Consider the following 22,696-nt stretch of genomic DNA (forward strand, 5'->3'; position numbering starts at 1 on the left):
GGCGTCACGCCTTGATCAGCCCGGCGCCCCGCAGGGCGTCGGCCGCGGCGGCGACGGTGTCGAACGGCAGCCCGGAGCGCTCGGCCACGTCCAGCAGGCCGTGCTCGCCGTCGGCGAGGCTGAGCACCCACAGCATGGCCAGCTGGGCCTGCTTGGCGTCGCTGCGCCCGCCGAGCGAGTCGTACAGCCCGCGCCGGCCCAACTGCGGTTCGCCGTAGGGGCTGAGGTTGAGGTAGCGCCGGTTGCGGTCGAGCACGGCGAAGGCCTCCCGGCAGACCGCGAGGGTGTCCGCCATCGCCTCGGGCCGCACGAAGTCCAGGTCGTCCGCCGAGGTGTGGTACTCGGGGTACCCGGCGTACGGGGTCCGGCTGAGCGAGCCCACGCCGAGGTCGAACCCGGGCGAGCAGTACTGCCGCTCGTCGTAGCCGTACGGCGTGAACTCGGTGACCCGGTGCGGGCGTTCGGAGGTGCGCAGGACGTGCCGCAGCACCCGGTCGATCTCCGCGTCGCCGCGCCGGCTCTGCTTGTACGTCAGCTGCCCCCGGTCCCCGGCGCAGGCCAGCACCAGGCCGTGCTTGACCCGGTCCACCCGCTCCCGGTTGCGGGCCAGCCAGGTGATCGCCCCGATGGTGCCCGGGGCGAAGACGAAGCGGTAGGTGTAGTACGGCGTCCGCTCCGCCAGTTCGCGGGCCAGGAAGGTCGCCACCGCGATGCCGGCCAGGTTGTCGTTGGCCAGCGCGGGGTGGCAGACGTGGCAGGAGACCAGCACCTCGTCGGCGACCTGCCCGGGGACGACGTGCTCGGCGTAGGTGAGGTGGCCGTCCGCGAGGGTGGAGTCGATCCGCACCTCGTAGTCGCCCTCGGGCAGCGCGTCCAAGGTCTCCTGGGCCAGGCAGAACCCCCACTCCGGGGTGTAGTAGCTGGTGCGGTAGGGCACCCAGGTGGGGTGGTCCGGCAGGGTGTGCAGGTGCGGGCGCAGCTCGCTCAGCGGCATGGTGGCCGCGACCGGCACGCTGTAGCCCAGCACGTGCAGGCTGGACGCGGCGAGGTCGACGACCCGGCGGCCCGCGGCGTCGGCGACGTAGGCGTCCCGGACGTTCCACTCCTGGGGCACCGTCCAGTCGAGCACCTGCGTCCCGGTCGGCACCTCGTGCACCGTCAGCGGGAGGTACTCGCCGACGACGTCCAGGGTGGCGCGCACCCCGTCGCCGGTGATGCTCCGGCGGAGCGGGTACAGCCGCTCCACCAGGGCGTGCATCCGCTCCCCGACCCCGGTCACCGGCGCCACCGCAGGGTGTCGTCGACGGCGCCGGCGCCGGTGGCCTCGCGGAGCACCGCCAGCCGGGTGAACCGCCGCTCGAAGTCCTCCCTGGTCAGCCCGAACTTCCGGTAGGCCTCGGCGAGTTCGACCGCGCCCTGCTTGACCGTCCACTCGCAGTCGAAGCCGGGCAGGGCGGCCCGGAACCGGGAGAAGTCCACCCGGTAGGAGCGCGGGTCGGCGCCGTTCTCGCCGGTGATCACCACCTGGGCGCCGACCACCGCCTCGGCGACCTGCTCGGCGATCTCGGCGACCGTGACGTTGTTGGCCTCGCTGCCGATGTTGAAGGCCCGGTCGTGCACCGCCTCGCGCGGCGCCTCCAGCGCGGCCGTGAAGGCCCGGGCGATGTCGGCGGCGTGCACCAACGGGCGCCAGGGGGTGCCGTCGGAGAGCACCAGCACCTCGCCGGAGAGCAGCGCGTGGCCGACCAGGTTGTTCAGCACGATGTCGGCGCGCAGCCGGGGCGAGTAGCCGAAGGCGGTGGCGTTGCGCATGTACACCGGGCTGAAGTCGCCGTCGGCCAGGGCGTGCAGGTCGTCCTCCACCCGCACCTTGGACTCCGCGTACGGGGTCACCGGGCGCAGCGGGGCGTCCTCGGTCACCAGCTCGTCGCCACCGGCCGCGCCGTAGACGGAGCAGGTCGAGGCGTACAGGAAGCGCTTCACCCCGGCCTCGCGGGCCAGCTCGGCCAGCCGCACCGAGGCGTGGTGGTTGATGTCGTAGGTGAGGTCCGGCGCCAGCGAGCCGAGCGGGTCGTTGGAGAGCGCGGCCAGGTGGATCACGGCGTCCACCCCGGCCACGTGCTCGGCGGTCACGTCGCGCAGGTCCACCCGCCGGCCCGGCGGGTCCGCGGGCTTCGGGCCGAGGACGCACTCCGCGAACAGGCCGGCGTCCAGGCCGACGACGTCGTGGCCGGCGGCGGCGAGCACCGGGGCCATCACGGTGCCCAGGTAGCCCTGGTGTCCGGTCAGCAGTACGCGCATGGTTCAACCCCCCAGGTTGAGAGTGACTTTGGTGGCGTCGAAGGCTTCCGCGTAGCGGGCGTGGCATTCGATGCCGCGGATCCGGGCGAGCCCGAGGAAGGCCTCCCGGTCGTACCAGGGGCGGTGCCGCTGCGAGGGGTAGTGCTCCTGCAGCAGCCGCACCTTGCGTTCGGCGGTCTCCGGGCTCAGCGGCTGGTAGGCCGTCGGGCGGCCGAGGTCGGCGTCCCACTTGACGATCTCGTAGCCGAGCACCAGGTGGTCGCGGAACGCGGTGGGGACCAGCCGGGCCAGGCCGCGGTGGTCCTGGTGGGCGTCGGCGGTGCGCGGGGCGAGGACCAGCTGCGGGTCGGTGCGCCCGCGCAGTTCCTCGACGGCGGCCTTGGCCTCCTCCCAGTGCGCGGGCAGCCGGCCGTCCGGCAGCTTGAGCACGGTCAGCCGCAGGTCGGCGCCGGGGCAGAAGGCGGCCAGCGCGGCCTGCTCCTCCTGCTCCCGGGCGCTGCCGCCGCCGGAGAGCACCAGCGCGTCCACCCGCAGCCCGGGACGCGCCTCGCACAGCGTCAGCAGCGTGCCGCCGGCGCCGATGGCGATGTCGTCGCAGTGCGCGCCGACGGCGGCGATCCGCTCCAGCGGCCCGGGGCCGAGCCGGATCACGAGGGCCTCACCGCGGCCCCGTCCCGCTCCCAGACGGCCCAGGGGCGGTCGCCGTGGGCGTAGGCGGCGTCCAGGGCGGCCCGCTCCTTCACGGTGTCGGTGGGCTTCCAGAAGCCGCGGTGCTGGTGGGCCACCAGGCGGCCGCGCTTGGCGAGTTCGGTGCAGCCGTCGGCGACCAGGTCGCCGTTCTCCGGGATGTGGTCGAAGATCTCCTGGCGGAGCACGAAGTACCCGCCGTTCTCCCACAGCGGCATGTCGCTGACCGCGGTGATGCCCCCGACCAGGCCGTCCTCGCCCAGGTCCACGCAGTGGAAGGAGGACTGCGGCGGCACCACCATCATCGACGCCCCGGCGTCCCGCTCGGCGAAGCGGTCGATCATCTCCGGCAGCGGCGCGTCGGTGAGCACGTCGGCGTAGTTGGCGAGGAACATCTCGTCGCCGTCCAGGTGGTGGCGCACCCGGCGCAGCCGCTCGCCGATCGGCGACTCGATGCCGGTCTGCGCGAAGGTGATCGTCCAGGAGGCGATGTCGGTCGACAGCAGTTCCGTGCGCCCGCCCCGCAGCACGAAGTCGTTGGACGTCGTCTCCTGGTAGTTGAGGAAGAAGTCCTTGATGTGGTGGGCGCCGTAGCCGAGGCAGAGGATGAACTCGGTGTGCCCGTAGTAGGCGTAGTAGCGCATCACGTGCCAGATCAGCGGCCGGGGGCCGACCATCGCCATCGGCTTGGGCACGTCGTCGGAGGCTCCGCTGCGCATCCGCAGCCCGTAACCGCCGCAGAACAGGACGACCTTCACCGCTCCCCCTCGACGATGCTGAGTTCCGGGATGGGGAAGACCAGGCGGCCGCCCCACTCGTGCACGAAGGACAACTGCTCGACCAGTTCGGCCCGCAGGTTCCACGGCAGGACCAGCACGTAGTCCGGCCGGTCGGCGGCGATCTGCTCGGGCGCCAGGATCGGGATGCGGGTGCCCGGGGTGAACCGGCCGTGCTTGTACGGGTTCCGGTCGACGGTGTACGGGAGCAGGTCGGGCCGGATGCCGCAGTGGTTGAGCAGGGTGTTGCCCTTGCCGGGGGCGCCGTAGCCGACGACGCTCTCGCCGCGCTCGGCCACCCCGATCAGGAAGGTCAGCAGGTCCCGGCGGACCTTGGCGACCCGGGCCGAGAACTCGGTGTAGCCGGCCAGCTCCTGGAGCCCGGCGGCCTTCTCCCGGGCCAGCACGTCGGCCACCCGCGGGGTCGGCTCGCCCGCCGCCTCGGCCGGCCGGGCCCACAGCCGGATCGAGCCGCCGTGGGTGGGCAGCAGCTCGACGTCGACCAGGGTGAGCCCGCCGCTGGCCAGCGCCCGGATCGCGGAGGCGACCGTGTAGTACTGGAAGTGCTCGTGGTAGATGGTGTCGTACTGGTTCTCCTCGATCAGGGTCAGCAGGTGCTGCACCTCGATCGAGACCCAGCCGTCGTCGGCGACCAGGGCGCGCAGCCCCCGGGTGAAGCCGACCACGTCGGGGATGTGGGCGTAGACGTTGTTGGCCACCACCAGGTCCGCCGGGCCGTGTTCGGCGCGGACGTCCGCGCCGGTGTCCGGGTCCAGGAACGCGGTGAGGGTGGGCACCCCGGCCTCGCGCGCGGCGGCGCCGACGTTCACCGACGGTTCGACGCCCAGGCAGCGGATCCCGCGCTCCACCACGTGCCGCAGCAGGTAGCCGTCGTTGCTGGCCACCTCGACCACGAAGGCGTCGGCGCCCAGCCCGAGCCGCTCCACCGCCCCGGCGACGAAGCCTCGGGCGTGCTCCACCCAGGAGGTCGAGAAGGAGGAGAAGTACGCGTACTCCTGGAAGGTCTCCTCGGGCGTGATCAGCGGCGGGATCTGCGCCAGCCAGCAGTCCGTGCAGACCCGCAGGTGCAGCGGGTACGCCGGCTCCGGCCGGTCCAACTGGTCGGCGGCGAGGAAGCTCTCGCACGGCGGGGTCGCCCCCAGGTCGACGACGCTCCCCATCGCCGTCGAGCCGCACAGTCGGCATCGTGTCATTGACTGCTCCCATTCCTGCCCGCGCGGGTGCCCCGCCGCGGGCCAGCGTGTCCGTTCCCCACCGGCGGCGCGCCGACCGCGCCGCCGGACCGGGCCGCGATCGCGGCCCGGTACCCCTCCACCAGGCGCTCCAGCCCGACGGCCGGGCTGAACCCCTGCTCGTACCGGCGCCGGGCGGCCCGGCCCAGCTCCCGGTTGGCCGCCGGGTCGGCCGTGATCCGGCGCAGGCAGGCCGCGAGCGAGGCCGCCTCGCCCGGCTGGTGCAGCAGCCCGGTCACCCCGTCCTCGACGAGTTCGACGAAGGCGCCGTGACCGGCGGCGACGGCCGGCACCCCGGCCGCCATCGCCTCCACCACGACCAGCCCGAAGGCCTCCAGCCAGGTCGAGGGCGCCACCACGGCGACCGCCCGGGCGACGGCCTCCCGGCACTGCGCCTGGTCGTACAGGCCGACGCAGCGCACGTCCGCCCGGCCGGCCGCCCAGGCCCGCACCTGCGCCTCCAGCGGCCCGGCGCCCGCGATGACCAGCGGCACCCCGGCCCCGCCCTCGGCGGCGAGCCGGTCCCAGGCCGCCATCAGCAGCCGCACGCCCTTGGCCTCCGCGAGCCGGCCCAGGTAGAGCAGGTGCTCCCCCGCGCCGGTGCGGACGGGGCCCGGCTCCGGCACGAAGTTGTGCTTCACCGCCAGCCGTTCGGCCGGCAGCCCGGACCGCACCAGGACCTCGCGCTGCGCCGCGGAGATGCAGAAGAACCGCTCCACCCCCGTCCACCAGCGCCGCCGGTTGACCACCAGGCCCACCGCGAGCGGCACCGTCGCCAGCCGGGAGCCCCGGTAGCAGCCGTGCCGCACGGCGGGCAGCGGCGAGCCGCCGACGCACTCGGTGCACGGCCGGCCGTCCCGCTGGAGGGTGCCCGGCGGGCAGACCTGGGTGTAGTTGTGCAGCGTCGCGACGGCGGGCACGCCCGCGTCGGCGCAGGCCGCCAGCACCGCGGGCGACAGCAGCGGGAAGACGTTGTGGACGTGCACCACGTCCGGCCGCTCGGCCCGCAGCCGGGCGGCCAACTCCGCGCGCACCGCCGGGTTCCAGGGCACCAGCAGCGGCACCGCGGCCTTGCCCGGCAGCGAGCGGCGGGCGATGTCGTCGCTGCGCCGCTCGAACAGCTCGACCCGGTGGCCGGCCTCCCGCAGCAGGCCCACCTCCTGGTCGACGACCTTGTTCTCCCCGCTCGGCTGCGCCGAGGCGTAGCGGTTGTGCACCACGAGGACGCGCATGTCAGGTGAGCTCCGTTCGCCGGGCCCGGGGCGCGGTGCGCCGCCGGGGAGCAGCAGGGGTCGGGAGGAGGGCGGGCGGCGCGAGGGCGGCGGGCCCGGCGGGCGCCGCCAGCAGCGAGGCGGCCACGGTCAGGTGCAGCAGGTACGGCGAGGCGTCGCCCAGCCCGGCCTCGGTGTACGAGGCGATCGCGCAGTAGCCGATCAGGAAGATCGCACCGGCCCGGGCGAGCGAGGGCGGCCGCAGCAGCGCGACGCCGCCCAGCACCACGAAGACCACGGCCACCACGGCGACCCCGGCCAGGCCCTGTTCGTTGTAGACGGCCAGCCAGCTGTTGTCGATCGGCAGCCCGCCGAAGGACTTGTCGCCCAGCCCCATGCCGAAGACCTGCTCGACGGTGGTCCGGGGCGCCGCCAGCAGGGCGTCCCAGACCTTGGCGCGGCCGGTGAGGTTGGAGATGTTCTCCTGGGTCTGGCCGCGCAGGAACCAGGCCTGGAGCAGGGAGTTCAGGCCGACCCCGACCACGGTGGCGAGCAGCACCGCCCAGCTGAACAGCCGGCGGGCGGCGGCGCTGGTCAGCAGCAGCGAGCCGATCGCCAGCAGCAGTCCGGCGATCAGTCCGATGGTGGCGGTGCGGGTGTGGGTCAGTGCGAGCAGGACGAGCGAGGGCACGATGATCGTCGCCGCGCTCGCCCCGGTGGTGCGGCGGTCCAGCAGGAGCAGCACGGTGAGCCCGATGATCACCGCCGCGTACTGCCCGATCTGCGGCGGGGTGAGCGGCCACAGCGCGCCGACCAGCCGCCCGCCGTAGACGTCGGGGAAGGCCGCGCCCGGTGAGGCGACCAGGCCGGCGGCCACCGAGACCAGCACCACGAAGTACATCCGGATGTGGAACCGGACGAAGCTCTGGCTGCCGTCCCACCAGCGGCTGAGCAGCCACAGGGTGGCGACGAAGAGCGTCAGCCGGAAGCAGCGGAACAGCGCGCCGTAACCGGAGTGCAGGTTGGCGCTGGAGATCACGCTCAGCACCAGCAGCAGGGTGAGCAGGAACAGGAGGGCGCTGGGCCGGATCCGCAGCCGCAGGTTGAGCAGCAGGGCCAGCGCGAAGGCGGAGACCAGGGCGCCCATGGTGGCCATCTGGATCAGCGAGCGGGGCAGCGGGATGATCGTCTGCGCCCCGGCGGAGCCGAGGGTGTTGAGGATCAGCAGGCCCCAGATCAGCTCGACGGTCCTCGGCGGGCCGGCCGGGCCCCCTTCGCGGGTGAGGTCCCGGGCGCGGGTCGCGGTCGCGGCCACCTCAACCACCGGCCCCGGGCTTGAGGGTGCTGCCCTGGTCCTGCTGGTACGGCGCGCCCTGCCACTGCTCGAAGTCGAGGGTGCGGCTCGGGTCGTGGGCGACGAAGCTCCACGGCCCGACGTAGGTGTTGTCGTGCCAGCGGTTCTGCTGCTTGCCGGTGACGGCGTCGGCCACCGGTTCGCCCTTGTACGGCGACCAGTCCGGGAAGGTGCCGTAGTTGGCCAGCACCGCCATCCGGCCGCAGGTCGAGGTGCAGCCGACCACGGACGGGTCCAGCGTGAAGCGGTTGTCGTGGACGTCGACGCGCTGGGTCTTCCAGCGGCAGTCGTCGTACAGCGGTGCGGCGGCGATGCCCGGCCGGGCGCAGCGGGCGGTGTCCTGGACCAGCAGGGTGCAGGCGCCGGAGGAGGTGTTGGCCGGGCTATTGCAGAACCGGTCGGCGTTCTCCCACAGGGTGATGCCGGACCAGTTGTCCTCCAGCGTGTTCCGGTCGATCTCGATCGTGTCGGTGCGGGCCTTGATCCGCGGTTCGCCGCCGGACTCGGACAGGTAGACGGTGGCGAACGGGAAGGTGTCGCCGCGGTCGGCGGAACGGCGGCCGTCCACCCAGTTGTTGCGCCGGATCGTGTTGTCGCGGATGACGGCGTTGTAGCTGGTCTCGTAGATCAGCGCGGCGCCGTCGTTGGACTCCAGCAGGTTGCCCTCGATCCGGAAGTCGTTGTTGTTCGTGTCGGCCCACAGGCCCGTCCCGCGGTTGTCGTGCACCCAGTTGCCGAGCACGTCGGCGCCGTTGACGGCCCAGAACTTGACGCCGCCGGTGCAGCCGCAGCCGGGCTGGCGCTTCTCCCACTGGTCGGTGTCGTTGCCGGTGATCTCGTTGTCCTCGACCAGCAGGTCGCCCAGCGGCGCGCCGGACTTGTAGGCGTTCATGCCGTACTGCCCGTTGCCGCGCAGGCAGCTGGCGCGGACCTTCTGGTGGGCGCCCGCCATCAGCCCGGCGCCGGAGTTGCGCTGGATCGTCGCGTGCTCGATCACCCAGCCGTCGGCCGAGTCGTGGTTGACCACGCCCTCGTTCTGCGGGGCGACGAAGCCCTGCACGGTCAGGTAGCGGAGGGTGACGTTCCCGGCGCCGCCGCCGAAGGCGTACTGGTTGGTCCCGTGGCCGTCGAGCACCGCGCCGGGCGCGCCGAGGTAGCTGTCGCCGTCCTTGGGGACGACCTGGGCGTAGCGGTCCGCTTCGAGGCTGTGCGTCCCCGGTCCGAGCCAGAACGTGGTGTTCGGCGGGCTGGCCTTGGTCTTCGCCGCCAGGTCGTTGACCACCTCGGGGTCGACCGTCACCGCGCCGGCGGGCGCGGTGGCCGGCCCGGCCTCGGTGTGGTCGCACACCCGGGCCACCGCCGTGGCCGGGGACGGCGGGGCGGTCGGCTCCGCCGGGGCGTCCGACGTGCTGGTGCAGCCCGCCGCCGCCAGCAGCGCGAGCACCAGCACCGACGCGGCCGACGCCGCCCGGCGCCACCTGGTGATCCCCACCGTCCCCATCCTCCCGCTAGCCCCGGAACCCGAGGACGCTGATGAACTCCCGCTCGCCGTCGGCGGTTCCGGTGCCGATCAGCGTGGTGGCGGGCTCCTTGCGGCCGAAGCCGGCCGAGTACCAGCCCAGCGGCGGCGTGCTCTCGCCGCGGTGCGCCCGCCAGGCCAGCTGCCCGGGCAGGTCGAGCACCGCGGAGCGGTCCTGGCCGTCCCTGGTCCAGGTCAGCACGGCCCGGTGGCCGGTCAGTTCGGCGCTGACCGCCGGGCCGAGGTGGAACGCCAGGCGTACGACCCGCGCCGGGCCGCGCACCTGGTCGACCACCCGCAGCTCCCGGGTGGCGGCCGTCAGCTCCACCCGGCGGCGGTGCACCGTCTCCTGGTAGCCGTCGTGCTCGGCGCACCAGCGGGCCACCGCCGGGTCGGAGGTGTCCGCGACCAGGACGCGGGTGCGGGCGTGCCTGGTCCACAGGAACGGGCCGCCGGGGACGGACTGGTCGGTGCCGGCCAGCTCCAGGGTGTTGTGGCCCAGCGTCGAGCGGAAGTAGCGCCGCCACTCGGGCTGCCCGTGGTAGCAGTACGTCCCCGGGTCGGCGAGCACGTCGACGCCCTCGTAGCGGACCTCCACGGACAGCGCGTCGGCGTGGCCGTGCGCGGCGATGGACAGGAAGCCGTGCGGGCCGCCGTCGCAGCGGCACCAGATCTCGCCCGTACGACTCTCCCCGGGGTCGCTCCACGCCGGGGCCCGCAGCACCGTCATGCCCGCGTCCGGGAGGTGCACCGGCCGCGCCGCCGGGCGGGCCACCGTGCCGTCCTGGGCGTACGGCCGCAGCAGCGCGGCCAGCAGCGGGGTGCGCACATCGGTGCCGGTCACCGCCGGCCACCAGGGGAGCCGGCCGAACACGGCCTCCCCGGTGGCCAGCAGCGAGGCCCAGCGGTCGCTGCCCGCGCCGTCCAGGACCAGGCCGTGCCCGTCGTCGGCGTCCCCCTGGCGGGGCGGGCGCAGGCGCTCGTCCACCACGGCCGCGAGGGCGTCGGTCATCCGCAGCAGCACCAGCCGGACGGTCCCGGGGACGGGCACGGCGGCCGCGTCCGCCTCGGCCACCGCGGCCAGGCCGAGCTCCAGGACCAGTCCGTGGTACTCGGTGGCCAGTTCGCGGTTGAGCCCGGAGGGGAAGGTGTTGGCGCGCAGCTGCCGCTCCAGCGAGCGCAGCGCGTCGGCGCGCCAGCGCTCCGAGGCGGGGAACCAGTCGAACGCGCAGGCCGCCGCGAACTGCCCGGCGTCCTCGGCGATCACGTGGTTGTTCGCCGAGGAGCCCCGGCTGGGGAAGGCGGCCAGCCAGTGCTGGTGGTGCCAGATCTGCTCCAGTGCCACCGGGTTGTCCTCGAACAGCCCGGCCGCGCCGGGCCAGCCGTCGAGCAGCCGGCGGACCCACACCCAGGACAGCAGCCGGATGCCCAGCTCGATGCCGCTGATCCAGTGCACGCCGCGCAGCGGCGGGTTGGCCTGCCACCAGGACCGCAGGTGCTCGGCCGCCCGCTCGGCGTACCGCTCGTTGCGGGTCAGCGCGTAGGCGGCGGCGAGCACCGTCAGGTGCTGGTGCCGGGACGGCTCCCAGATCTGCTTGATGTCGCCGACCGCGTCCTCCTCCCGGTAGGGCAGGTCGAAGGCGTAGCCGTCCGGGGCGCGTCGGCCGGTCTTCGGGTCGAGCCACCAGTCCGGGGCGGCCAGGTCGGCGCGCTCCACCCCGAAGTACTCGGCGTGCCCGTCCATCAGCCGGTCCGCCGCGGCGACCAGCCGCTTGGCGGCGTCCGCCGGGACGGCGGCGAGCGCCCCGGCGGGCAGGACGGCGGTGAACCGGGCGCCGGTGACGGCCGGGGCGCTCGGCGGCGCCGCGCGCCACCGCCGCCGGCGCAGCACGTCGCCGGCCCGGCCGCCGACCTCCTGCGGTCCCATCCGGGACAGCCGGCGCAGGTACCAGCCCGGACTCATGGTCACTTCGGCCCCGCCAGGGTCACCGGCGCGCCGCCGGACAGGGCGGCCTGGACGGCGAGGGTGGCCGCCGTGGTGGCGACCAGCGACTCCAGCGGTACCGGCATCGGCCCGCCGGTCCGCACCGCCTTGACGAACGAGGCCAGTTCGGCGGACTGGCCCTTGTCCCGGGCCTTCGGCAGCCGGGAGCTGACCCAGCGCTTGCGTCCGGCCGTGCCGCTGAAGTGCACCGAGGCGCGGACGAAGTCGTCGAGCTTGAGCACCTTGCCGTCCGCGACCAGGTCCAGCGTCTCCTTGGGGAAGCCGGGCGCGCCGGTGGTGACGTAGCTGAGGGTGGCGGTGGAGCCGTCCGGGTAGCCCAGCACGATCTGCAGGTCCTCGTTGCCGGCCGGGGCGACGGCGTACACCGAGACCGGGTCGGCGCCCAGCAGCCAGCTCGCCGTGTCGATGAAGTGCCCGCCCTCGCCCGCGAACCGCGAGCCCTCGGTGCCCTGCTGGAGGTACCAGCTGCCGTGCTGGAGCCGCCCGGCGTTGACCAGGTAGCGCAGGCTCGCCGGGCCGCTGCGGGCTCCGAAGTGGCTCCTGGCCTCGCGCAGCAGCGGCGCGAAGCGGCGGTTGAAGCCCACCTGGAGGCGGTCGTTGCCGGACTCCTCCACCGCGGCGAGCACGCGCGCCAGGTCGTCCTCGGTGAGGGCCAGCGGCTTCTCCACGAACACCGGCTTGCCGGCCAGCAGCGCCCGCTCGGTCAGTGCGGCGTGCGAGCTGTGCCGGGTGACCACGAAGACCGCGTCGATCGAGTCGTCGCCGAGCACGGCGTCCAGGTCGGTGGTCGCCCGGTCGAAGCCGAACTTGCGCTGGGCGTTGGCCGCGGACAGCGCCGTGGTGGTGACGACGGTGGACAGCGCGACGCCCTCGCGCTGGGCCAGGTGCGGCAGCAGCATCGACGTCGCGTAGTTCCCCGCGCCGACGAACGCCAGCCGCACCGGCGTCCCGGCCGGCCGGGCGGGGGCGGCGGCCCGGCCCGGGCGCCGCACCTCGGGGACGGCCAGCGTCGGGGCCTGCGCCGCCGGCCCGGCCTCGGCGCCCGGGTACTGGAACAGCACCGCCACGGCCTTCAACTCGCCGTCCTTCAAACGCCGGTAGGTCTCCACCGCGTCGTCGAAGTCGGCGATGTGGGAGATCAGCGGCGCCACGTCCACCCGGCCGCGGGCGGCGAGGTCGAGGAAGCAGGCCAGGTTGCGGCGCTCGGTCCAGCGCACGTAGCCGATCGGGTAGTCCCGGCCCGCGAGCTCGTACTCCGGGTCGTAGCGCCCGGGGCCGTAGGAGCGGGAGAACCGGACGTCCAGCTCCTTCTCGTAGTACGCGTTCCAGGGCAGGTCGAGGCGGCACTTGCCGATGTCCACCACCCGGCCGCGGTCCCGGCTCAACTGCGCGGCCAGCTCGACGGGTTGGTTGCTGCCGCCGCCGGCCGCCAGGTACACCTGGTCCACGCCGTGGCCGTCGGTCAGCTCGGCGACGGCGGTCTCCACCACCGCGGAGCCCGGATCGCCGCAGGCCACCGCGCCCAGCCGCTCGGCGAGTTCGCAGCGCACCGGGTCGGGGTCCGCCCCGACCACCCGGACGCCCGCGGCGGTGAGCAGCTGCACCACCAGCTGGCCGATCAGCCCCAGGCCGATCACCAGCGCCACCTCGCCGAGCTGCGGCTCGCCCTGGCGCACGCCCTGGAGGGCGATGGACCCGACGGTGCCGAAGGCCGCGTGCTGCGGCGCGAGGCCGTCCGGGACCGGGGTGTAGAGGTTCTTCGGCACCCAGTTCAGCTCGGCGTGCAGCGCGTGCTCGTTGCCCGCGCAGGCCACCAGGTCGCCGACCTTGACGTCGTCGACCCCGGCGCCGACCTGCTCCACCACCCCGCACAGCGAGTAGCCCAGCGGCGTGTAGGAGTCCAGCTTGCCCATCACCTTGCGGTAGGTGGCGGGCAGGCCGTTGGTGGCGACGCTCTGCATGACCTTGGCCACCTGGTCGGGGCGCGAGCGGGCCTTGCCCACCATCGACATCCCGGCCTCGGACACCTTCATCAACTCGGTCCCGGTGGAGATCAGCGAGAAGGCGCTGCGCACCAGCACCCCGCCCGGCTTGCACCCCGGCACCGGCACGTCGAGCACCGACAGTTCGCCGCTCTTGTAGTTCTGCACAACCTGTTTCACCGGAAGTCCCCTTGCTTCTCTCGCAGTTCAGTGGGCGGCGGAGCCTGAGGTCGCGCCGCGGTACCAGTACTCCAGGGTCAGCACGTGCCACAGGTGCTTGGAGAAGTCCTGCTGCCCGGCGGCGTCCTCGGCGGCCAGCCGGGCCAGTGCGTCGCGGCGCAGGAAGCCGGAGCGCACCAGCTCGCCGTCGTTGATCACCTCGCGCACCAGCGGGGCGAGGTCCCGGCTCATCCAGGCCCGCAGCGGCGCGCTGAACAGGCCCTTGGGCCGGTAGACGATCTCCCGGGGCAGCACGGAGGTGGCCGCCTCCTTGAGCACGGCCTTGCCCTGGCGTCCGACGATCTTGCGGTCGCCGGGCACCGTGAACGCGGCCCTGACCACCTCGACGTCCACGTACGGCACCCGCACCTCGGTCGACGCGGCCATGCTGGAGCGGTCGGTGTAGGCGAGGTTGAGGCCCGGCAGGAACATCCGGGCGTCGCCCAGGCACATCCGGTTGACGAAGTCGTCGAGCTCGTTGTCCCGGTAGACGTCCGCGTGCTCGTCCAGCACGTCCTGGACCGTCCCGGCGAGGTCCGGGTCGACCAGGGCGAGCAGCTCCTCCCGGTCGTACATGGTGTAGCTGCGCCGGAACGCCGTCTCCTCCGGCAGGTCGGCGAAGGAGAGGAAGCGCTTGGCGAACCGCACCGAGCGCAGCCCCCGGTTGGCGGTGGCCACCGGCAGCCGGTCCACCGCGGCGGACAGGCCGCGCCGCAGCGGCCGCGGCACGCGCTGGTAGCGCAGCGCCAGCTGGTTGGCCAGGTGCTTGCGGTAGCCGGCGAACAGCTCGTCGGCGCCCATCCCGGAGAGCAGCACCTTGACCCCGGCCTCCCGGGCGGCCGAGCAGATCAGGAAGGTGTTGATGGCGGCCGGGTCGCCGATCGGCTCGTCCAGGTGGTACGTCATCCGCGGCAGCAGGTCCAGCACGTCCGGGGCGATCTCGATCTCGTGCAGGTCGACGCCGAACTGCGCCGCCACCTGCCGGGCGTAGCGCAGGTCGTCCGGCATCGCCTCGAACCTGGCGTCCTCGGCGCGGAAGCCGATCGTGTAGGCGGAGATCCCCGGGCGGTCGCGGGCCGCCAGTGCGGTCAGGTAGCTGGAGTCCAGTCCGCCGGAGAGGAAGGTCGCCACCGGGACGTCGGAGAGCAGGTGGCGCCGCGTCGACTCCTCGACGATCGCGGCGAGGTCCGGCAGTTCGCCGGCCCGGGCCCGTTCCCGGCCCTCGGCGGCGACCTCCCGCAGGTGCCAGTACCGGCCGCGCTCCACCCGGCCGTCGGGCCGGCAGCGCAGCCAGCTGCCCGGCGGCAGCTTCTCCGCCTCGCGGTACGCGCACCGGGAGTCCGGCACCCAGTAGTAGAGCAGCGAGGCCACCATCGCCGCGTGGTCCACCTCCAGCGAGCCGCCGGTGGCGGCGGCCAGCGCCTTGAGCTCGGAGGCGAACACCAGGCCCTCGCCGCGCCGGAGCAGGAACAGCGGCTTGATGCCGAGCTGGTCGCGGGCGAGCACCAGCTCGCCGGTCCGCTCGTCGAAGACCCCGAAGGCGAACATGCCGCGCAGCCGGGGCAGGCAGTCGGTGCCCCAGCGCCGCCAGGCCTCCAGCAGCACCTCGGTGTCGGAGGTGCCGCGGAAGCGCACCCCGGTGGCGGCCAGTTCGGCGCGCAGCTCGGGGGCGTTGTACAGCTCGCCGTTGTAGGTCAGCACCAGGCCGTCCTTGGCCATCGGCTGGGCGCCCGTCCCGGAGAGGTCGACGATGGCCAGCCGGCGGTGCCCCAGGTGCACCTCGCCGTCGCCGAGGGAGTGGCTGTACCGGCCGGCGCCGTCCGGGCCGCGGTGGGCGAGGGTGTCGGTGAGCAGGTCGGTCACGACCTTCCCGTCCGGCCACCGGTACGTTCCTGCGATGCCGCACATGTCCTACCTCGCCTCCTGGTCGATGTCCGGGACCCGTGCGGTCCAGGCCGGTAGTCGTTCGGTCCGCCGTCGGCCCAGCCGGATCAGCCGGGCGGGCCGTTCGTCGCGGTCGGGCGGCGCGGCGGGCGGCCCGTCCCAGCGGGTGCCGTCGGTGCGGTCGCGCGGGTCGGGGTCGATCAGCACCACGCCGAGCACCGGGACGTGCTGCTCGGCGAGCTGACGGGCCACGGTGTGCAGCCAGGCGGCGCTGCCGGCCCCGGCCCGGACGACCAGCACCGTCCGGGTGCCGAGGTACCGCAGGTCGGTCCAGGCCGTGCCGGGCGCCACCGAGCCGACGCCGACCCGGCGCTCCTGCGGCTGCGGAACGGCCCCGGCCTGTTCGCCGCGGACCACGGTCGGCTCCCCCGGCTTCGCGGTGCGCCGGGCGAGCTGCGGTCCGGGCAGCCCGTCGACGACGACCACGGGGCCGTCCTGCTCGGTCAGCGCCCCGGCGAGGTCCAGGGCGAGCGCGCCGGTGCTGTGCGCGCAGCCCAGTTCGAGCAGCGACACCGGCTCGGCGCAGCCGCGCACGGTGCGGGCCAGGGTGGCGGTGACCCGCTCCCGGGCGGCCCTGGTCCGGCGCAGCTGCCAGCGGCCGCGCGAGCGGCGCGGCACCCGCGCCAGCTCCGCGATCACGGAGGCGCCGAGGTGGGCCGCGATCTCCCGGCGCAGCACCGGGCGGTCCGCCACCACCGCGCCGACGGCGGCCACGGCGATCCCGAGGAACAGCCCGAGGACGGCTCCGATCCCGGCATCGGTGGCGGCCGTCTTCGGCAGCGACTGCCGCACCGCGTGCGGGGCGTCCACGATCTGGGTGCCGGCCACCAGCCGGGGCGCGCCGACCTTGGCCTCGGCGGCGCGCTGGCCGAAGTCGGTGATCCGGGCGGTGAGTTCGGCCCGGCTGGCGTAGAGCGACTCCAGGTTGGCCGGCCCCTTGGCGCCGTTCGGCTGCGTGCCGGTGCCGATCTGCTGGTTGACCTGGTCGAGTTCCTGGCGCATCCGGTCGCGCTGGTCGAGCAGGGCCTTGGACTCGGCGTCCGCGGCCTCCTGGATCCGCTGCACGTGGTCGGCGACGAAGGCCTCGGCCAGCGCCTTGGCGCGGGCCTGGGCCTCGGCGTCGCTCTTCCCGGTCACGGTGATCTCCAGCAGGTTGTTGGTCAGGCCCGCCCCCGCGTACTCCTTCATGAAGTCCTCGGGCTTCTCGGCGGATCCGAGGGCTTTCAGCGCCGCGCCGGCGATCCCGGTGGTCTGGAGCAGGGCGGCGTCGGTGCGGATCAGCGTTCCGGGGTCGTTCGGCTGGTCCGCCGCGTGGGCGACCAGCACCTTGGCCGTCGCGCTGGGCGGCGGCGGCCGCAGGACGGCCAGTGCCGCGCCGGCCAGCAGGCCGAGCAGCGCCAGGGCGCACCAGAGGCGGCGGCGCCTGCGCACCGCGACCACCAGCGACTGGAGGTCCAGCAGTGGAGCGGCGGTCGACGACTCCCCCGTCGTACTCGTCGTCACCCCGATCATCCCCCCGTTTCGTCATCGGCTTCGGACCGCGCCGCGGCGGCGCCCGCGAGCACCGGCTCGGCGCCGCCCGTACGGCGGCCGGCCGGGCGCTCGGGGCCGCCCTGGACCAGGTCGGCCACCACGATGCCGACCAGCTCGTGCTCGGCGTCCGCGCACGCCCCGGCCAGGCCGGCCAGCTCCCCCGCCGTCCAGCTGCCCGCGCTGAGCACGACCAGGGCGCCGGCCTCCTCCTCGCGGTCCGGCACCAGCGGCCGGGTGACCGGCACCCCCACGACCCGCAGCCGCGGCTCGCCGCCCGCCTCGGCGGCCAGCCGGTCGGCGGCCCGGCGGGCCGGCTCGTCGCCCTCCGGGACGACGACCAACAGCCCGCGCGAGGGCGGCAGTTGCTCCCGGATCCGGGTGCAGACCCGCCGGTAGCGCAGCTGCCGGCCGGCCTCGTCGCCGGAGGCGTGCGGGGTCGGCAGGTCCCACCGGACGTCGGTGCCCAGCACCCGGCGGAGCAGAGCACGCGGGCCGCGCGCCGCCGACCGCCGCGCGGCCCGCCCGCCGGGGACGTCGACGGTGCCGAGCAGTTCGGTGCCCAGCGCGGCGGCGATCTCCGGTTCGGTGCGCAGCCGACGGCTCATCCGGGCGGCCGTGAGGTGCCCGACCACCCCGAGCAGGAGGAACACCAGCGCGCCGGCGGCGACGAGTTGGACCCGGGTCGGCGGTGCCTGGCCGGTCGGCCGGGCCGCCGTGCCCATGACGACCATGTTGGCCTTGCTGGCGGCCAGGTCGACCTGGTCCAGCTTCTTGACGGCGTCCTGCAGCGCGGTGCGCAGCTTCTCCAGCTCGGTACGGACCTGCACGCTCTCCACGGTCTGCCCCGGCCCGACCGAGTTGGCCAGGTCGGTGATGCGCTGGCCGGTCTGGACGACCAGCTGGCGCAGCTGCTCGGGCTGGGCCGCCTCGGGGTCGGTGCCGTCGCCCGCCATCCGCGCGGCGAAGCCGACGAACTGCTTGGCCATCTGGTCGGCGAGCTGCTGGGCGCGTTCCGGGGTCTCCGCGGTGCCCGAGATCTTGATGATGTTCCCGTCCGCGGCGGTGGCGCTCACCCGGCTCTGCAGCTTGGCGCCGTTGACCCCGCTCCACTTGAGCGCGGCGGCCGCCCGGTCGACCACCACCGAACTGGTCGCGATCTCCGCCTGGGTCATCAGCTCGCGCTCCTGCCAGACCCCCGGCAGCAGCACGGACGACGAGGTGGTGTAGCTCGGCGGGAACAGCAGTGAGCTGCCGTAGCCGACCAGCGCCCCCAGGACGGTGAGGACGGCGAGCAGCCGCCACCGCCGACGGAGGATCCGGCTGATCGTGACCAGGCGGATCGTGTCCTCGCTCAACGGCGCTGCCTTCTCCCCGCCCTACCCCGGCCGCCCGCCGCCGGGGCGCCGTCACCGCAGGCGGCGGCGTAGGCGGCGAGCAGGGCCCGCTGGGAGTTCCGCCAGGCGAGCGGCCCGTTGATCCGCTCCTGGCCGACCTTGCCCATCAGGGCCCGCCGCTCCGGGTCGTCCATCAGCTGCGCGACCAGCCGGGCGAACTCGGACTCGTCGTTGGCGGGCGCGTAGAGGGCGGCGTCACCGGCGGAGACCCGGGCCTCCCGGAGGTCGAAGGAGACCATCGGCCGGCCCATCACCATGTACTCCAGGACCTTGTTCATGGTCGACACGTCGTTGAGCGGGTTGCGCGGGTCCGGGGAGAGGCAGACGTCCGCGGTGGACAGGTAGCGCGCCAGGTCGGCGTCGGACACCCGGCCGGTGAACTGCACCCGGTCGGCGAGTCCGAGCCGCCGGGACAGTTCGACCATCGCGTCGAAGGTGTCGCCGCCGCCCACGAACACCGCGTGCCAGTCGGTCCGGCCCTGCTCGTCGCGCAGCTTCGCCAGCGCCCGCAGGGCGTAGTCGACACCGTCCTGCGGCCCCATCACGCCCAGGTAGCACAGCAGATGGGGCTGTCCGCGCTTGAGCTCCGGCTCGGGCGGCACCGGGCGGAAGCGGGCGGTGTCGGGCGCGCTGCGCACCACGAAGACGGACTCCGGCCGCTTGCCGCCGCGGCGCAGCGCGACGTCCCGGTAGCTCTCGTTGGTGGCGAGCACGACGTCCGCGGCCCGGTAGGTCATCCGCTCCAGCGCGCACACGCCCCGGTAGAGCAGGTCCTCGCCGCGGTCGAAGCGGGAGAGGTACAGCTCCGGCACCAGGTCGTGCTGGTCGAAGACGAACCGCGCGCCGCGCCGTTTCAGCCACAGCGCGGGCAGGAACAGCAGGTCGGGCGGGTTGCAGGCGTGCACGACGTCGACCGGGCCGACCTTGCGGGCCAGCCGGGCGGTGTGCCAGAGCGCGCTCCCGTACTCCCGCAGGTAGCCGGCCGGACCGCCGGTGGCCGCCCGGAGCGGGTAGCGGTGGATCCGCACCCCGTCGATCACGGCCTCCGGCTCGGTGTCCCGCTTGCTGCCCTGCGGGCAGATGACGTCCACCCGCCAGCCCGCGTCGCGCAGGGTGGTGCACTCCTGCCACACCCGCCGGTCGAACGGCACCGACAGGTTCTCCACCAGGATCAGCGCGCGGCGTCCCCGCCCGTCGCCGACCGCTTCATCGAACATCGCGTCACCAGGCAAGGCCCACGTACCCCGGTTCGGTCCGGCGCCGCTCGGCGTCCGGAAGGCGGACGAGGTCGACGATCACCGCTCCGTCGCCCTGCGGCAGGGCCGACAGCACGGCCTCGTCCCTGGTGCCGACCACGCACACCTCGGCGTGCTCCAGCACCTCGGCGACGGAGGGCACCAGCAGCTGCGCGAGGTGCGGCAGCCGGGTCTCGATGTACTCCCGGTTCGCCCCGAGCAGCCGGGAGAGGTGCACGTTGGGGTCGTAGATCCGCAGGTCGTAGCCCTTGCCGAAGAGCCGCTCGGCGAGTTCGACCAGCGGGCTCTCCCGGAGGTCGTCGGTGCCGGGCTTGAAGGACAGGCCGAACAGGCCCACCCGGCGCTTGCCGGTGCGCTCGACCAGCTCCACCGCGCGCTGGAGGTGGTCGGCGTTGGAGGCCAGCACGTGCGAGAGGATCGGCACCGAGACGTCGGCCCGGTGCGCGGCGTGCACCAGGCTGCGCAGGTCCTTGGGCAGGCAGGAGCCGCCGAAGGCGAAGCCGGGCCGCAGGTAGGCGGGGCTGATGTTGAGCTTGCGGTCGGCCAGGAAGACGTCGACCACCTGGTGCGAGTCCACCCCGAGCGCCTGGCAGACCGCGCCCAGCTCGTTGGCGAAGCCGATCTTGAGGCCGTGGAAGGCGTTGTCCGCGTACTTGATCGCCTCGGCCACCGGGACGGGCACCCGGAACACCTCGCCCGGCAGGCCCTCGTAGAGCGCCGCGACCACGTCGCCGCTGGCCGCGTCGAGCTCGCCGATCACCGTCTTCGGCGGGTCGAAGAAGTCCCGCACGCTGGTGCCCTCGCGCAGGAACTCCGGGTTGACCGCGACCCCGACGTCCACCCCGGCGGTGCCGCCGAGGTGCTTCTCCAGGATCGGCACCAGCAGGTCGAGGCAGGTGCCCGGGAGCATGGTGCTGCGGAACACGACGGTGTGCCGCCCGCCCTTCTCGGCCGCCGCCGCACCGATCTGCTCGGTGACCCGCTCCAGGTAGGTGGTGCACAGGCTGCCGTTGGCCGCCGAGGGCGTGCCCACGCAGACCAGCGACACGTCGCTGCCCAGGACCGCCTCGCGGACGTCCGCGGTGGCGCGCAGCGCCCCGGACCGCACCATCTCGGCGGTCAGCTCGCCGATCCGCTCCTCGACCACCGGGGCCCTGCCCTCGTTGACCAGGTCGACCTTCACCTGGTTGACGTCCACGCCGATGACCTCGTGACCGAGGCTGGCCAGGCACGCGGCCGACACGCAGCCCACGTAGCCGAGCCCCAGGACGCTGACCCTCATGACCCGTTCCTCCCCTCGGGCCGGCCCTCACGGCCGACCGTCCGCGGGGGGGGGCGCCGCGCCCCCCCCCCGCGTGGGGGAGGGGTGGGGGATCGGGGGTCAGCCCTGCTGGTCCTCGGGGAGGCTGATCACCCAGCGGGTGTCCTGCCGGGGGCGCAGGTAGAACAGCCAGTAGAGGGTGGCGGCGGCGGTGATGCCGCCGGTCCACAGCAGGGGTTCGGCGTCCAGCTGGGTCATCACGTACACCAGGACGACGATCAGCAGCGCCGGGACGGCGGGCCACAGCGGCATCCGCCAGGCGGCGGCGTGCTTGTGGTGGCCGCGGCGGGAGAGCAGCGAGGCGATGGCGACCAGCAGGTACATCGCGGTGACGGCGACGCCGGTGATGTTGCTGAGGAGTTCGCCCTTGACGAAGCAGAGCGCGGCGCCGGGCAGGCCGACCGCGAGGGTGGCGATCCAGGGGGAGCCGAAGCGGCCGAGGGTGCCGAAGGCCTTGTTGACGGGCTCGGGCCAGGCCTTGTCGCGGGCGGAGGCGAACAGCACCCGGGAGTTCTGGATGACCATGACGATGCCGGCGTTGATGATCGCCAGCGCGATGCAGAGGCTGATGAAGGTGCCGACGGCGGAGTTGCTCCAGGCGGTGACCATGCCGGAGATGTCGCCGGAGGTCAGGGTCTGCAGGTCGGGGGCGCCCAGGGTGATGGCGGCGACCGGGATCAGGATGATGGCGCTGGAGAGGCCGAGGGTCCACAGCACGGTGCGGGAGACGGTGCGGCGGGGGTTCTCCAGCTCCTCGGAGAGGTAGACGGCGGTGGAGAAGCCCTGGGTGGCGAACAGCGCGATGCCGAGCGCGCCGATGATGGCGCCGATGCCGACGGGGCTGGCGGCGCCGCCGTCGGTGGAGACCAGGCCGTGCAGCAGGCTGGGGTGGGCCGCGTTGGCGTGGGAGAAGCCGAGCACCGAGACCACGCCGGCCGCGATGACCTCCAGGACCAGGAAGATGCCGGTGATCCAGGCGTTGGCGCGCAGGTCGAGCAGGCCGGCCAGGGTGGCGGCGAGCATCACGGCGGCGCCGGCGATCGGCTTGTCGACGTGCAGGACGGGCGCCAGGTAGTCGGCGGTGCCGAGGGCGATGACCGAGGGGACGATCATCACCACGATGAGCGACTGGATGAAGACCAGCCAGCCCGCGAGCCGTCCGGCCAGGGTGCCGACCATCGCGTACTCGCCGCCGGCGCTGGGGATCAGGGTGCCGAGTTCGGAGTAGCAGAACGCGACCGCGACGCAGAGGACGGAGCCGATGGCGATCGCCAGCGCGGTGGCGCTGCCGATGCTGGAGAACAGTTCCGGCACGATCACGAAGAGCGTCGACGCGGGGGTGACGCAGGACAGCGTGAGCAGGGTGCCGCCCACGACGCCGATCGAGCGCTTGAGCTGCTGGGGTGCGGCCGCGCCGTCCGCCGTGGCGGCTACGTTCTGTGGCGGGCGAAGCGTGTCGGTCATGTGGATTCCGATCGGCTCTGTTCGGTCCTGGGACGGGAGCGGTATCGCCTCCGCTGGCTCGTTGCTCGGGTCTGGTCCGGTCGCTCCCGGGCCGCCATGGAACCTTGGGCGTATTGATTGCGTCAACGCCGGAACTGCTTCGGAATCCGTTGCGGTGAACGGCATAAGCATGCGATCCGATGATCACTTAGGGTCATGGCGCTGTTTGTCCGACTTGTTACTTTGGCAACATCAGGCATGAATCAAAGGTGAACGGTGTGTTGCGGGCCACCATTCAAAGGCCGCGACTCGGTCGTACGGCGACACGCCAGGTGTGACCCCGCCGTTCGGCAACTGCCCAGGTGGGTACGGGAACCGCAGCCCCGGCCCGGAAAGATCTAGGTAACGTTTCAGCACCTGGGACGCGGAAGGGGTCGGACTCCGCGGAGTCCGACCCCTTCACTCACTGTCCGTAGCGGGCGGCCCGTGGCCGCGCCC

General features: G+C 73.8%; 16 protein-coding genes. All 16 read right to left on the minus strand.

Annotated features, from left to right (window positions below; all coding sequences use genetic code 11):
* Positions 1-4: 4 nt before the first annotated feature.
* Positions 5-1,288, minus strand: a complete 1,284-nt coding sequence (locus tag ACFXOZ_RS23935) for a DUF4910 domain-containing protein (protein ID WP_380592530.1) — start codon at positions 1,286-1,288, stop codon at positions 5-7.
* Positions 1,276-2,301, minus strand: coding sequence for an NAD-dependent epimerase/dehydratase family protein (locus tag ACFXOZ_RS23940; protein ID WP_380592532.1), 1,026 nt, complete (start codon positions 2,299-2,301; stop codon positions 1,276-1,278). The genes ACFXOZ_RS23935 and ACFXOZ_RS23940 overlap by 13 nt, the downstream gene beginning before the upstream one ends.
* Positions 2,302-2,304: 3 nt before the next feature.
* The gene (locus ACFXOZ_RS23945) at positions 2,305-2,952 is read right to left on the minus strand and encodes a PIG-L deacetylase family protein (protein ID WP_380529742.1); all 648 of its coding nucleotides are present in this window, start codon (positions 2,950-2,952) and stop codon (positions 2,305-2,307) included.
* The gene (locus tag ACFXOZ_RS23950) at positions 2,949-3,746 is read right to left on the minus strand and encodes a glucose-1-phosphate cytidylyltransferase (protein ID WP_380592534.1); all 798 of its coding nucleotides are present in this window, start codon (positions 3,744-3,746) and stop codon (positions 2,949-2,951) included. The genes ACFXOZ_RS23945 and ACFXOZ_RS23950 overlap by 4 nt, the downstream gene beginning before the upstream one ends.
* A complete protein-coding gene (locus tag ACFXOZ_RS23955; RefSeq protein WP_380529738.1) occupies positions 3,743-4,978 on the minus strand; it encodes a class I SAM-dependent methyltransferase in 1,236 nt (411 codons plus the stop codon). The genes ACFXOZ_RS23950 and ACFXOZ_RS23955 overlap by 4 nt, the downstream gene beginning before the upstream one ends.
* Positions 4,975-6,249 carry a glycosyltransferase gene (locus tag ACFXOZ_RS23960; RefSeq protein ID WP_380592536.1) on the minus strand — a complete coding sequence of 425 codons (1,275 nt, stop codon included), beginning with the start codon at positions 6,247-6,249 and terminating at the stop codon, positions 4,975-4,977. The genes ACFXOZ_RS23955 and ACFXOZ_RS23960 overlap by 4 nt, the downstream gene beginning before the upstream one ends.
* A gap of 1 nt (position 6,250) precedes the next feature.
* Positions 6,251-7,543 (minus strand): O-antigen ligase domain-containing protein, encoded by a 1,293-nt coding sequence (locus tag ACFXOZ_RS23965; RefSeq protein ID WP_380532156.1) that lies wholly within the window; start codon positions 7,541-7,543, stop codon positions 6,251-6,253.
* 1 nt (position 7,544) lies between these two features.
* Positions 7,545-9,074, minus strand: coding sequence for a right-handed parallel beta-helix repeat-containing protein (locus tag ACFXOZ_RS23970; RefSeq protein ID WP_380592538.1), 1,530 nt, complete (start codon positions 9,072-9,074; stop codon positions 7,545-7,547).
* Positions 9,075-9,090: 16 nt separating this feature from the next.
* Entirely contained in the window at positions 9,091-11,064 is a 1,974-nt protein-coding gene (locus ACFXOZ_RS23975) for an alginate lyase family protein (RefSeq protein ID WP_380592550.1), read from the minus strand.
* 2 nt (positions 11,065-11,066) lie between these two features.
* Positions 11,067-13,268, minus strand: a complete 2,202-nt coding sequence (locus ACFXOZ_RS23980; protein ID WP_380592540.1) for a bi-domain-containing oxidoreductase — start codon at positions 13,266-13,268, stop codon at positions 11,067-11,069.
* Positions 13,269-13,295: 27 nt separating this feature from the next.
* Positions 13,296-15,215: an asparagine synthase (glutamine-hydrolyzing) gene (gene asnB / locus ACFXOZ_RS23985; RefSeq protein WP_380532147.1), complete on the minus strand. Its 1,920-nt coding sequence runs from the start codon at positions 15,213-15,215 to the stop codon at positions 13,296-13,298.
* A gap of 3 nt (positions 15,216-15,218) precedes the next feature.
* The gene (locus tag ACFXOZ_RS23990; RefSeq protein ID WP_380592542.1) at positions 15,219-16,754 is read right to left on the minus strand and encodes a Wzz/FepE/Etk N-terminal domain-containing protein; all 1,536 of its coding nucleotides are present in this window, start codon (positions 16,752-16,754) and stop codon (positions 15,219-15,221) included.
* A gap of 5 nt (positions 16,755-16,759) precedes the next feature.
* On the minus strand, positions 16,760-18,139 hold the full coding sequence (locus tag ACFXOZ_RS23995; RefSeq protein WP_380592544.1) for a Wzz/FepE/Etk N-terminal domain-containing protein: 1,380 nt from the start codon (positions 18,137-18,139) through the stop codon (positions 16,760-16,762).
* Positions 18,136-19,395, minus strand: a complete 1,260-nt coding sequence (locus ACFXOZ_RS24000; RefSeq protein ID WP_380525014.1) for a glycosyltransferase family 4 protein — start codon at positions 19,393-19,395, stop codon at positions 18,136-18,138. The genes ACFXOZ_RS23995 and ACFXOZ_RS24000 overlap by 4 nt, the downstream gene beginning before the upstream one ends.
* A 4-nt stretch (positions 19,396-19,399) precedes the next feature.
* Positions 19,400-20,716, minus strand: a complete 1,317-nt coding sequence (locus ACFXOZ_RS24005; protein ID WP_380525013.1) for a nucleotide sugar dehydrogenase — start codon at positions 20,714-20,716, stop codon at positions 19,400-19,402.
* 99 nt (positions 20,717-20,815) lie between these two features.
* On the minus strand, positions 20,816-22,219 hold the full coding sequence (locus tag ACFXOZ_RS24010) for an APC family permease (RefSeq protein ID WP_375896071.1): 1,404 nt from the start codon (positions 22,217-22,219) through the stop codon (positions 20,816-20,818).
* Positions 22,220-22,696: the final 477 nt, after the last annotated feature.

The sequence above is a fragment of the Kitasatospora sp. NPDC059160 genome (assembly GCF_042755465.1).
Classification (GTDB): domain Bacteria; phylum Actinomycetota; class Actinomycetes; order Streptomycetales; family Streptomycetaceae; genus Kitasatospora.